The sequence below is a fragment of the Rehaibacterium terrae genome, assembly GCF_014202935.1.
In the GTDB taxonomy this organism is placed as follows: Bacteria; Pseudomonadota; Gammaproteobacteria; order Xanthomonadales; family Xanthomonadaceae; genus Rehaibacterium; species Rehaibacterium terrae.
The window spans coordinates 13,979-26,162 of sequence record NZ_JACHHX010000008.1; the positions used below are offsets into that span (position 1 = coordinate 13,979).

13 protein-coding genes are annotated in these 12,184 nt (G+C 71.1%); 1 reads left to right on the forward strand and 12 read right to left on the reverse strand.

Translation table 11 applies throughout. From position 1 onward, the window contains the following. Positions 1-8 precede the first annotated feature (8 nt). The 6 genes from HNQ58_RS06880 to HNQ58_RS06905 form a co-directional block, all read right to left on the reverse strand. Positions 9-389: a hotdog fold thioesterase gene (locus HNQ58_RS06880; RefSeq protein ID WP_183948264.1), complete on the reverse strand. Its 381-nt coding sequence runs from the start codon at positions 387-389 to the stop codon at positions 9-11. Positions 390-442: 53 nt separating this feature from the next. Then, entirely contained in the window at positions 443-1,084 is a 642-nt protein-coding gene (locus tag HNQ58_RS06885; protein ID WP_183948174.1) for a YkvA family protein, read from the reverse strand. Between the two features lie 180 nt (positions 1,085-1,264). Then, the gene (locus tag HNQ58_RS06890) at positions 1,265-3,136 is read right to left on the reverse strand and encodes a phospholipase D family protein (protein WP_343057224.1); all 1,872 of its coding nucleotides are present in this window, start codon (positions 3,134-3,136) and stop codon (positions 1,265-1,267) included. Positions 3,137-3,150: 14 nt separating this feature from the next. After that, on the reverse strand, positions 3,151-3,735 hold the full coding sequence (locus HNQ58_RS06895; protein WP_183948176.1) for a YceI family protein: 585 nt from the start codon (positions 3,733-3,735) through the stop codon (positions 3,151-3,153). Positions 3,736-3,739: 4 nt separating this feature from the next. Continuing rightward, the gene (locus HNQ58_RS06900) at positions 3,740-4,216 is read right to left on the reverse strand and encodes a SixA phosphatase family protein (protein ID WP_183948177.1); all 477 of its coding nucleotides are present in this window, start codon (positions 4,214-4,216) and stop codon (positions 3,740-3,742) included. Between the two features lie 60 nt (positions 4,217-4,276). Next, positions 4,277-4,909, reverse strand: coding sequence for a ParA family protein (locus tag HNQ58_RS06905; protein ID WP_183948178.1), 633 nt, complete (start codon positions 4,907-4,909; stop codon positions 4,277-4,279). 106 nt (positions 4,910-5,015) lie between these two features. On the opposite strand from HNQ58_RS06905, the gene HNQ58_RS06910 reads away from it, so the two are divergent. Beyond that, complete coding sequence (locus HNQ58_RS06910) at positions 5,016-6,497, forward strand: AAA family ATPase (protein WP_183948179.1); 1,482 nt, start codon at positions 5,016-5,018, stop codon at positions 6,495-6,497. 9 nt (positions 6,498-6,506) lie between these two features. Here HNQ58_RS06910 and HNQ58_RS06915 read toward each other — a convergent pair whose 3' ends face one another. From HNQ58_RS06915 to HNQ58_RS06940, 6 genes are all read right to left on the reverse strand, one after another. After that, positions 6,507-7,640, reverse strand: a complete 1,134-nt coding sequence (locus HNQ58_RS06915; protein WP_183948180.1) for a hypothetical protein — start codon at positions 7,638-7,640, stop codon at positions 6,507-6,509. 112 nt (positions 7,641-7,752) lie between these two features. After that, on the reverse strand, positions 7,753-8,748 hold the full coding sequence (locus HNQ58_RS06920) for a CPBP family glutamic-type intramembrane protease (RefSeq protein ID WP_183948181.1): 996 nt from the start codon (positions 8,746-8,748) through the stop codon (positions 7,753-7,755). Positions 8,749-8,982: 234 nt separating this feature from the next. Beyond that, on the reverse strand, positions 8,983-10,029 hold the full coding sequence (locus HNQ58_RS06925; protein WP_183948182.1) for a CPBP family intramembrane glutamic endopeptidase: 1,047 nt from the start codon (positions 10,027-10,029) through the stop codon (positions 8,983-8,985). Beyond that, positions 10,005-10,634 (reverse strand): hypothetical protein, encoded by a 630-nt coding sequence (locus tag HNQ58_RS06930; protein WP_183948183.1) that lies wholly within the window; start codon positions 10,632-10,634, stop codon positions 10,005-10,007. Before HNQ58_RS06930 ends, HNQ58_RS06925 begins: the two co-directional genes overlap by 25 nt. Positions 10,635-10,755: 121 nt before the next feature. Further along, positions 10,756-11,250 carry a methyltransferase family protein gene (locus HNQ58_RS06935; protein WP_183948184.1) on the reverse strand — a complete coding sequence of 165 codons (495 nt, stop codon included), beginning with the start codon at positions 11,248-11,250 and terminating at the stop codon, positions 10,756-10,758. Next, positions 11,247-12,164, reverse strand: coding sequence for an AEC family transporter (locus tag HNQ58_RS06940; RefSeq protein WP_183948185.1), 918 nt, complete (start codon positions 12,162-12,164; stop codon positions 11,247-11,249). The genes HNQ58_RS06935 and HNQ58_RS06940 overlap by 4 nt, the downstream gene beginning before the upstream one ends. Positions 12,165-12,184 lie beyond the last annotated feature (20 nt).

Sequence of the window (12,184 nt, forward strand, 5' to 3'; positions counted from 1 at the left end):
TGTCGCGGTCAGCGCCTGGGCACCACGGCGATGGTCAGGCGCGAGACGCAGACCAGCCGGCCGGCCGCGTCCTCGATGCGGATGTCCCAGACCTGGGTGCTGCGGCCCAGGTGCAGCGGCCGCGCGGTGCCGGTCACCGTGCCGTCGGTGACGGCGCGCACGTGGTTGGCGTTGATCTCCAACCCGACCGCCATCTCCCGCGCGGGGTCGATGCACAGGCCGGCGGCGATGCTGCCGAGCGTCTCGGCCAACGCCACCGAGGCGCCGCCGTGCAGCAGGCCGAATGGCTGCCGGGTGCGCTGGTCGACCGGCAGGGTGCCGCGGATGAAGTCGCGGCCGAGCTCGACGATCTCGATGCCGAGCGCTTCGAGCAGGGTGCCGTGCGCCATCGCGCGCACGGCATCGAGGCTCGCGTCCGGCCGGAACGGCCCGGCGGCCCGGGTCACTTGGTGAACAGCGGCGGGAAGTTGCGCGGGCGCCAGCTCGAACCGATGTACGGCCGGCGCGAGCCGTAGCCGCCGCTCGGGCCGTAGCCGCTGCTGCGGCCGTAACCGGTACCGAAGTCGCGCTCGCGACGGCTGTGCATGCGGTCGATCAGCTCCTCGCGGCGATCGGCCAGCCACTCGGCGCGGCCCACGCTCGCCGGGTCCTGGCCGCGGCGCCTGGCCTCGCGCTCGCGGTAGTCGCAGAAGTCCTCGTAGGCGTCGATCTCGTGCTGCAGTTCGCGCACGCACAGCTCGATCATGATCGCGTCGTCGAGGTAGCCCAGCACCGGCACCGAGTCGGGGATGATGTCCTTGGGGTCGGCGAAGTAGACCAGCGCCGACAGCACCCGCTGACGGTCCTCCTCGGGCAGGGCCCAGGCTTCGTCGCTGACCATGGCGATCAGGTTGTCGAGCTGCGCCAGCCGCTCGGCGATGAAATCCGGCACCTGGACCTTGCCGGCCCCGCTCAGCAGCGCCTTGGCCGCGGCGATGATCTCGTCCGCGCCCTTGCTGCCGGCCGCCTGCCGCGCCGCCTGCTGCGCCGCGTGGAAATGTTCGAGGTCGCGCTCGGAGAGCTCGATGGAGAGGGAGAGGGTCATGGGGGGCGTTCCGCGGAGCCGGTGGAAAGACCGCCAGCCTAGGCCGGGCGGGGCGGCATCGTCAATCTCGATGCCGGAATCGGGAGTGGGGAACCGGAAATCGAGAGAGCCATGCCGCTCGGCCGCTCACCGGCCTTTCGCTTTTGACGGCTCCCGATACCCCATTCCCGATGCCCGGCCTCACAGGATCGGCGCCAAGCCGGCCCCGAAGGCGGTCACCAGGCGGGTGTAGAAACCCTTCAGACGCAGGTCGACCTCGGGGAAGTCGCCGGCCGGGGTCCAGCATTCGGCGAAACGCGGGTGCTCCGGGCGTACCGGCGGGCAGCCCTCGACCAGCTCGTAGCTGGTGGCATACCGCAGCGGCCACAGATCGAACAGCGGCAGCTTCTCGAACGCCTTGCCGATGGAGTAGTCCAGCCCGGACAGCACCGGCGGCTTGGGCCGGCGGGCGATCAGCCAGGCATTCTCCGGGCGGGCGTCGTGGCGGATGACCCGCTCCAGCGCGGCGGCAAAGGCGGCGTCGTGGACGATCACCGCATTCTCGGTGTTGTAGTGATCCGAGCGCGGGTCGAAGTTGTGGGTGCCGACGATGCCGACCCGGCCGTCGATCACGATCGACTTGGCGTGCAGGCCCACCCGCACCCCGGCGCGGCGCAGCGGCAACGGCCCGTCGCGCATCGAGCCCGAACCGGAGCCGGTCGCGCCCGAACCGCCACGCGCGCCGGAACCGAAGGCGGTCGGCGCATCGGTCAGCGGCACGCCGGACGGGGCGACCTCGGCATCGAGCGCGCCGGTGGCGGCCAGATCGATCGGCGCGTCGGCGGGAAACGGCTTGTACTCGCGGATGTCGAATCCCAGGTCGCGCAGGTAGCTGCGCTTGTACTTGTGCGAGAGCGCGTACACCGGCCAGGCATCGGTCGCGGCCAGGCTGTTGGTGGACACCAGCACCTCCGGCGCATTCTCGCGCCGGCGCAGCGCACGGAAGGTCTGCCGCGCCTCGCGCGAGAGCACCAGATAGGGCGTCTGCAGCACCACCGAATGCTCGGCGCCGGCCACCAGCGACTGCAGCCGGTGCGAGATCTCCTCGTACAGCGGATCGCGGCCGCGCTCGTGCTTCTGCGGCGGGTCCACGTAGTAATCGACCCGACCGACCGCCAGCGACGGCGCGATCAGACGCGCCTGCACGACCTCCGGATCCGACGCCGCCTGCGAGATCCGCAGGATGCGCCCGGCGCGGGTGAGCCGCGGCGCCGGCAGCAGCGGCGGCGGGCCGCCGTGGGCAAGCAGGTGCGCGGCGACGTCGTTGAGCCGGGCGACCGGCACGCTGCGCTCGTGCGTCCAGAACAGCTCGAAGCCGGCGCGCATCTTCGCGCCCACCGGCCCGGCCACCAGGATGTCGCGGTCGCGGTAGTTGTAGCCGCTGTCCCAGTCGAAGTAGCGGTTTTGGTAGTTGCGCCCGCCGGTGATGCCGATCAGCCCGTCGACCAGCAGCAGCTTGGTGTGCATGCGCTGGTTGAAGCGGCGAAAACAGCACAGGATGCCGGCGCCGAACTCCAGCGGGCCGGTGCTGGCCTTGCCGAAGGTGGGGTTGTACATGCGCAGCTCGAAGTTGGCGTGTGCGGTCGCCAGTGCGGCCAGCAGCCGGGTGTCGTCGACGCTGAAAAGCTGGTCCAGCAGCACCCGCACCCGCACCCCGCGCCGGGCGGCGTCGAGCAGCTCGCCGAGCACGAAGAAGCCGGCGTCGTCCTCGGCGAAGATGAAGCTCTGCAGCTCGATGCTGCGCCGGGCGCTGCGGATCAGGTGGATGCGCGCCAGCAGCGCGTCCTCGCCGCCCTCCAGCAGCAGTACCCGGTGCACCGGCGCTTCCGCGGTCGCCTCGGCCAGCGCCTGCTCGCCGAGCGCGTACAGTGCGGAATCGATCGCGCAGGCATCGTCGCGTGCGCATTCCACCATCTCCGGGCGCGCCTGTCCGGCCAGACGCTCGGCCTCGTCGAGCTGCTTGACCGGCAGCCGACCGCAGCCGACCAGCGCCAGCAGCATCAGGGCCAGCACCGTGCACCGCGGACTCACTGCACCGCCCCGGCCAGCCGCACCTGCAATTCCAGCTTGACCCGGTCCTGCACCGCGAAGCGGTTGGCGTCCATGCCGAAGTCGCTGCGCCTGACCACGCCGCGCACGTGCACGGCGCAGGCATGGCCGGGCGACGCGCAGGCCGCGGGCAGCAGCTCGAAGCCGACCCGGCGGGTCACGCCGCGCAGGCTCAGCTCGCCGCGCAGCGCGCCGCCGTCGCGTGCCAGCGCGGCGTCGAAAGGCTCGGAGACGAAGACGATCACCGGGTAATTGGCGACATCGAAGAAGTCCTCGGACAGCGCCCACGCGGTCAGATTGGCGCGCCCCTCCACGTCGAGGCTGGCCACGTCCACCTCCACCTCGACCCGGCGCCGGTCGCCGGGCAGCCGCGAAATGCGGCCGACGAACCGGGCGAAGCGGCCGTCGATCTTCTGCAGCCAGCGCAGCCGCACACTGAAGCCGACCTCCGAGCGCGCCGCGTCGATCCGCCCGTAGGTCTGTCCGCCATCGGCTTCCGGGTCCGCCGCCGCCGCGGGCAGCGCCGCGAGCGCGAGCAGCAGGGCGGTCAGTCCCGCGGACATGGCCTCACGGCGACCAGTAGGCGGCCAGTTGCGCGATGCCCGGCTCCAGCGGCGCCCCGGCCGGCAGCCGCAGCACGGCGATGGCGGCGGTCGGCATGCCGCGACAGTCGCCGGACTGGCCGGTGCTCAGCAGCGCGCACAGTTGCTCGAAGCCGGGATTGTGGCCGACCAGCAGCACCCGCGCGATGTCGCGATGGGCCTCGGCCACCGCCATCAGGGTGCCGGGCGTGGCCTCGTAGATGCGCTCGTCCAGCCGCGTATCGACGAAGCCCAGCGTTTGCAGCACGCGTTCGACCGTCTCGCGGGTGCGTCGCGCCGGCGAGCACACCACCTGGTCGGGCAGGAAGCCGTGTGCCTGCAGCCAGCGGCCGGCAGCCTCCGCTTCGGCGTGCCCGCGCAATGACAGCGGACGGTCGATGTCGGCCTGTCCCGGCGCGGCCGGCTCGGCATGGGCGTGACGCAACAGGATCAATTCGCGCATGGGGTGTCCGGCGTGGCGGGGTCGGCCGGATTATGGCGCAGGACCCGGGAGCCCGGCGCTTCAGCCGTGCCGCTTGAGCCAGCGGAACAACGGTGCCCAATCCGCCTGATGGTTGCGCACCTGTTCGGAGTGATAGTCGAACAGGCTCTTGCCCAGGCCGACCAGCAGCACATAGGCCTGGCTGTCGCGCAGCTCGGCCGCCAGCGGATACGGCCAGGTCCTGAGTTGCGCCAGCGCCTGCTGCGAGGCATGGGTCCAGGGCTTGAGCCGGTTGCCGACCAGCGCGACCGGCAGCCTGCCCTTGCGCACCCGCGGGTGTTCGGCGAGCGAATCGAGAAAAGGCACCGTGGCCTCGATGTCCAGCGCCGAGGGCAATACCGGCACCAGCACCGCGTCGGCAACGTCGAGGAAGTGCTCCAGGTCCTTCGCCATGGCCCCGGCCGGGCCATCGATCACCGCCACCTCGGCATCGCCGGGCAGCGCACGGTCCCAGTGCCGGCGCGTGCCGTCCACCGGCAGCACGGCGCTGTCCAGGCCGGCACGCCGCTCGCACCAGTGCATCGCCGAGCCCTGACGGTCGGCATCGACCAGCACGGTGCGTTTTCCCTCCACCGCGAAATGCGCGGCGAGATGCGTGGCGATCGTGGTCTTGCCGCAACCGCCCTTGGAACTGGCAACGAGGATCCTGCGCATGGCATGCCTTGTCGTTCCGGAACCTGCGCGGACTCTACACCGGCTGCCCATGACCGGCCAGCGCGCCGCCTCTGCTATCGTTGCGCGGCCTTCGGACGGAGCCGCCATGAGCGAACTGCAGGACCTCGCCTCCCTCGTACGCGCCAACACCCCGCTGATCGTCATCGAGACGCCCGACGAAGCGCGCGTGGTCGATCTGTTCCGGCACGTGCTGATGCATGTGTGGCGGGCCTTGTACCGCTGGTCGATCACCGAAGGCATGCGCCGGGTCGACCTCGACCGCGAGGAGGCCGAGCCGGTGCCGCCGGACGCCTCGACCACGCTGCGCGCGATCAAGTCCGCCGAGCAGCGCGGCATCTACCTGCTGTTCGACTTCCACCCCTACCTCGGCTACGCCACCACCCAGCGGATGCTGCGCGAGATCGTGCAGCGGCGCGAGTGCGGCGAGCACGTGCTGGTGCTGGTCGGCGCCCGGGTCGAGCTGCCGCCCGAACTCGAAACGCTGGCGGTGCGCTTCTCGCCGCGCCTGCCGGACGAGAACGCGCTGCTGAAGATGGTGCGCGACGAGGCCATGGTCTACGCCCGCGAGCACGGCGGGCGGCGGGTGGAGATGGACGGCGAGGCGGTCAAGGCGATGGTGCGCAACCTGCGCGGCCTGAACCTCACCGACGCCCGCCGCATCGCCCGCCACCTGATCTACGACGACGGCGCGATCGGCGCCGCCGACCTGCCCAAGCTGGCCAGGCTCAAGTTCGAGCTGCTCAACCGCAGCGGCCACCTGCATTTCGAATACGACACCGCGCGCTTCGCCGATGTCGCCGGCCTGACGCGGCTCAAGCGCTGGGTCGAACAGCGCCGGGTGGTGTTCGCCGGCGACGCGCCGCCGGGGCTGGATCCGCCGCGCGGCATCCTGCTGCTCGGCGTGCAGGGCTGCGGCAAGTCGCTGGCGGCCAAGGCGGTGGCCGGCGGCCTCAAGGTGCCGCTGCTGCGGCTCGACTTCGGCACGCTCTACAACAAGTACCACGGCGAAACCGAAAAGAACCTGCGCGAGGCGCTGGCCTCCGCCGAACAGCTCGCCCCCTGCGTGCTGTGGATGGACGAGATCGAGAAGGGCCTGGCCAGCAGCGGCGACAGCGACGGCGGCGTGTCGCGGCGCGTGCTCGGCTACCTGCTGACCTGGATGGCGGAGAGAAAGTCGAAAGTCTTCCTCGTCGCCACCGCCAACCAGGTCCACGAGCTGCCGCCCGAGCTGCTGCGCAAGGGCCGCTTCGACGAGATCTTCTTCGTCGACCTGCCCGACGCCGCCACCCGCGCCGAGATCTTCCGCATCCATCTGGAGAAACGGCAGGTGGACTGGGGCGCGTTCTCGCTGATCAGCCTGGCCGATGCCTCGGCGGGCTTTTCCGGCGCCGAGATCGAGCAGTGCGTGGTCGGCGCGCTGTATGCCGCCCACGCCGCCGCCTCGCCGGTCAGCGAGGCGCTGCTGCTCGAGGAGATCGGCGGCACCCGCCCGCTGTCGGTGCTGATGGCGGAGAAGGTGGAGGCACTGCGCGCCTGGGCGCGCGAGCGCACCGTGCCGGCGGACTGAGCGCCGCCTTCAGTCGGGCAGGCGGCCGTCCGCGAGCAGGGCCCGCATCTGCGGATGGACCGGCAGCCAGTCCGGCGGCGGCGTGGCCGGGACGCCGGCACGCCGCATCAGCTCGCGGGCCGCGGCCAGCTCGCCACGGCTCGCGAAGGTGGCGAGATAGGCGCGCAGCGCATCCGCCGACCCGAGCAGCGCCGAGTGCTGGGTCGCCCCCTGCTCGTAGACCCAGGCATGCGCGCGCAGCCGCTCGCGCCAGTGCGCCTGCGCGACCGGATCCCCGGCGCTGAGCCGGACCAGCAGCGGCAATGCCAGATGTGGTCCGATCACGCTGCTTTCGTCGGCGGCGATCGTCTCGAGCAGGCCGAGACAGGCCTGGCGCAGGCCGTCCTCCCGGTCCGCGACCGCCTCGGGCGCGCAGTGCCGCATCGCCGGCTGCAGCGCGAGGAAGGCATGGGAGGTGATCTGGATCAGTGCCAGCGTGCCGCGAACGACCTCGTCGTCGGCCGGCAGCCCGTTCGCCAGCGCCCGGTCCAGCGCCCGCTGCGTCGCCGCATCCCGAGGCGGCAGCGGCAGCTGGCGCCAGGCCTCGTACTGCAGCCGCACCAGCGCCTGGAAGCCGGTCGCATAGTGCGTCGCCTCCAGCATCCGCGCCAGGTGCTGCTGGCGCTCGCCGTCCTCGCGGCTGCGGCTGGCCGCCAGCAGCCAGACCGCGGCATTGTCGGCCTCCAGCCGCTGCAACTGCGCCAGCGCCTGCGCGCGGCCGCAGACTGCCTCCTCCCCGTGACAGGCCAGCAGCCGCGCCCAGGCCGGGCGCGGGTCCTCGGGCGCCAGCGCCTCGGCGGCATCGAGCCAGGCCAGCGCCTGCGGGGCCGACACCAGCCGCGGCGCCGCGTCCGTGCCTTCGCGCTCGGGCGGATACAGCAGGAAGGCGGCGAGCCGCGCCTGCGGCTGCGGCCGCGCGGCGAGCTGGCGGGCGTGCTCGCGCTGGGCCCGGTCCAGGGCCTCGCTCCAGAGCATGAACCGGGGATCCGGGTCCGGTGCCGCGTCCTGCGCCGATACTCGCGTGGCCGCAGCCACGGCGAGCAGGGGCAACAGCAGCCAGCCGTGGCGGCGACCTGCGTGGCGACGACCTGAATGCATCGGCATGGCGACTTTCTCCCTGTCCAGACGAGCCGGCCACAGGATAGCAGCCGGTCGAGACCCGCCCGCCGGCGCGTTCCCCCGCCTTGCGCCCGGCACCGGCCGCGGCACGCCGTGCCTAGGCGGGAAAAAAGTGCCGCAGCGACGTGGCGGACAGATTGTGGAGCGCATGCCCGGCGACGCAGAGCGTGAGGCTGCGCGTGTAATGCCAGAGGTAGCCGTACGTCACGCCGAAGATCCAGTGCGACAGGTAGTGGTTCCCGTGCGCGTAGGAGAACAGCGCGGCGGACAGCACGATCGCCAGATGCGGAGACATGCCTCGCGCGAGGAACGGAATCATCCAGGCCCGATAGACCAGCTCCTCGACGACCGGTGCGGCCACGACAGCGCTGAGCAACTCCATTCCAAACGAAAAATCGGGCGGCAACCACCTGTCCGGCGACGGCGGCATACCGCCCTGCCGCAACAGGATGTTCGCGAGGAAGGCGGCGAACACGACGCCCAGCGACACGCTCAGCACCAGCCGCGGCCGACACCAGGCCGGACAGTCGGGATCGTGGCGGATGAGCAGATCCCGCGTCCGCTGCCAGTCGGCGCGGACGCGGAAGCCGGTGGCACGGGCGCAGAGCGGGGGGACCAGCAGCAAGGTGATGATCCAGGGCAAGTGCCGCCACAGCGATCGCTGGCCGAACACCACCTCCTCGGTGCGCCAGGCCGCCAGGCCCACCGGCCGGTCGGGCAAGGGCACAGGGGCGGCCGCGCCCAGCGCGGCCGGCAGCAGCGTGAACAGGTCCAACCCGGTGGCGAACAGCTGCGCCTGGGACAGCGCGAAACCGAAGCGGCAGGTGTGGATACCGGCCTGCGGCGCGCGCTGCGCCCAGCCCTGATAGACCTCCGGCGGCATCTGGCGGCGGAGGCTGACCTGGCAATCGACCGTGCGCAGCCCGGGAACGTCGGCGGGCAGACGCGGCTGCGGCGTCGCCTCGGTCGCGAGCTCGAAGACGACATCCACCGTGGCCAGCCGATCGGTCAGCCAATACCCGGGCCACTGGTAGTACCTGGACACCAGCGCGGCGACCAGGAGCAGGAGCAGCCGTGGCCCCAGCGGCGCCACGGGCTGCATTCACTCCCCGGGCAGCCGGCCCTCAGGGGCATACGTGCCCCATGCACGGCCCCTGCGGCCTGGCGGGCGCATGAATCCGGCGGCGGGCCGAGCGCGCCGCACGCGTGATCGACAGGGCGGCACAGGGCGGGTCGGCCGCTGCAGTGCTTCCGTACAGACCGGCTGCGGGTCCGTCTCGCCAACCGCACCGCCGTCCGGCGGGCATGGGCTGCCAGACTCGATCCGTCATGGCGAAAAGACCTCGTGGACACCAGGCAGCCAGGTGAAGCGGTCGCGCATGAAAAGCACCGGCCCCAGGTTGCCTGCCGCATGGATCGCCATGCAGAGCAGTCCGTTGCGGAATACCAGCCACAGATAGCCGAACGCGATGCCGCCTGCGAAGTACGCCAGGTATGCCTGCCCGTGCGGCCAGGAAAAGGCCGCCGCTGAAAGGATCACCGCCGCGTGCGGATTCATGATCCGCGCAAGCAGGGGGATCAGCCAGACCCGATACACCAGCTCCTCGACCACGGGCGCCGCCACGCAGCCACGAAACAGGTCCGACGCCAGCCAGCCCGCCTTCTGCGTGATCGCCGAGGTACTCCAGAGCAGCGGGGTCAACGACTCGGGCCCCCATCGTCGCAATGACGAGAAGAGCCACTGGACCATCAGGGGCGAACACCACAGTGCGGCGGTCGGCCAATGCCGTCTGGTTCCCAGCACGCGCAGCTGCGCGAGGTCGGCTGCCGGTCGCCAGCCCAGCAGCAGTGCCAGACCAACCCACACGAGCAGGTTCACCGCATCAGGCAGGATTTCCGCCGCCTGCTCGCTGCCCAGAAACACTTCCCGCGTCGTCCACGTGGCCCGTGACGCCGCCGCCGCTCCGAGCGTCCGCTCGATCAGCTCCAGCAGTGAAACGTCCCGCCGCTGCAGGAGCGTCGACGCATCCATTCCAAAGCGGTAGTGGCAGGTATGCGTGGATTCATCGCCTGGCATCGCCAGTCGCCCCCGCCCCCCGGGCACGACGGGAGGGCCGGGGCGGCAGTCGATGGCGCGCAGGCCAGGCACATCGGCGGGCAGGGCGGGCGCGGGGACGGCCTCAGCCACCACCCCGACGACGAACTCCGATTGCACCAGCCACCCACGCACGATCCAGCCGGGCATCTGGTAGCACGCAAGCACCAGTACCGCGAGCGCGAGCAATGACAACCGGACAAGGGCGCGCTGTGGCAGCGCGCCCTTGTCGTTCCTTCGGCCCAAGGCCCCGATCAGTCGCTGCAGTGGACGCTGCATGCGACATGACCGCCGAAGCAATCGTCGGGATTCGCCTCCTGCCGGCTATAGGCCAACGAGCATGTCTGACCGCGCGCCATTCCGTTGACGAGTTGAATCTGACAATGCTCCCACTCGTTGGCTGCGATTCTGGCCTGATGCGCCATTGTCATTCGACAGGAAGTCCAGAATGAGAGCACGGTCAGGCCGATCGCGATGACCGTGCCCACGATGCCCGCGCATACAGGGTGTGCCAGGCACTGGATCCGCTGGTCGGGCGACGAGGCCAGGCCTGCCGCCGCACGGAATGCCTCCACCTGTTCCACGGGCAGTTCGCCGGAGCGCACGGTGCCGTCGTCCGCGACATAGGTGGCCCTCGCTCGCGTGAGGTTGACGTCGATGTTCCACAACCGACCGGCGAGATCGGTCGCCGTGAAATAGGCCATCTCCTCCTGACCGGAGGAAGGAGGGATGTATCCGGTCGATCGGATGATGGGCCGAAAATCCCCGGGATCCGTCTCGAGCTCGGCCACATCGCCGCCCGGGCCATACGCCCGGACCGGAGCCGGCATGGTCGTCAGGAATACGCAGAGAGACAGTGCGAGGCACAGACTCTTCCTGAGCATGGAATCCTCCCTGGACGTGTCGTCTCGCCTGGGCTCGGCCGGGCCGGGTGAGTTTACTTGCCCCGTTTTGCCGGCTGTCAAGCCGGCGCCACGCCCAGCGCGCGGCCGCCGACCCGCGCGGCTACATCCAGCGTCGCACCCGGCGGCAGTAGTCGCGGTAGGCTTCGCCGAAACGCCGTTCCAGATACGCCTCCTCGCGGGCGATCACGTAGTGGCGGATCGCGAACAGCACCGGCCCGAGAGTGAGCAGCGGCCACAGCGTGTTGAGCCAGGTCGCGATGGCGACGTAGGCCAGCGCCATGCCGACATACATCGGATTGCGGGTATGGCGGTAGATGCCCTCGACCACCAGCGCGCTGTCCTCGCGCCACGGACGCGGGTCGTTGCCCTGGCGGCGGAAGCCGCCGAGTGCGGCGACCAGCAGCCAGGCCGCCGCCGCGGCGAAGCCGAGCGCCAGCAGGCGCAGCCAGAACAGCCGTTCGGGCCGCACCAGCGTCCAGTCGAAAAGCATGTATTCCAGCCCGATGCCGGCCAGCAGGCCGAGCAGGAAGATCAGCGGCGGCGGGAAGCGCACGCCGGGGGTGGCATCGTCGCTGTCGTTGTCGTGCTCGCTCATGCGAATGTCCGGGTGAGAAGCCAGGTCCACGCCGGCAGCGTGAACAGCGAAAGCAGGATGCCGTAGCCGACCAGCGCCGCGGCCAGCCCCGGCGCGAGGCGGTGCGAGATCGCCAAGGCGGCGGCGGTGATCATCGGCGGCATCGCCGCCTCCAGCACGGCCGCCTGCGCCAGCGTGCCGCGCAGGCCGAGCGGCAGGGCCAGCGCGAGGGCGAGCAGCGGCATCAGCACGAGCTTGCCGGCGAGGCCGGCGATGAGCGGCTTGAGTTCGTCGCGCGGCAGCTTGAGGCGGATGCTGATGCCGATCGCCAGCACCACCAGCGGCAGCAGCGCGTCGGCCAGACGCTGCAGGCCGCCGGCAATCCAGGCCGGCGGCTCGGCCGGCATCAGCGTGAGCCCGAACACCAGGGCGAGAAACGGCGGGAAGCGGACGATGCGCCGGCCGATGTCGGCCACGCCCGGTTCGCGGTCACCGCCGTAGCGGGCCAGCACGTACAGGCCGAAGCTGGACAGGATCAGGAAGCTGCCGAACTGGTCGTAGGCCACCGCATACGGCAGGGCCGCCTCGCCGAGCAGCGCGTGGACCAGCGGAAAGCCGAGGAAGCTGGTGTTGCCGAGCGCGGTGGTGAGCAGCAGCACGGCGCGCTCGTCGCGGCGCAGGCCGAGCCTGCGCGTGAGCCACGCCACCCACGGCACGGTCAGCGCCAGCAGCAGCCACGGCACCGCGACCAGGCCGAGCAGCGACAGGTCGAAGCCGAGCTGCGGCGCGTAGCGCAGCACCGCGGCCGGCAGGCAGACGTAGAGCACGACCTGGTTGAGCGTCTCGGCGGCGGCATCGCCGAACACGCCGAGACGGCGCAAGGCCATGCCGAGCAGCAGCATGGCGAGGATCAGGGCGAAGGCGTCGAAGGCCATGCGGAAAGCCCGGCTCCTGC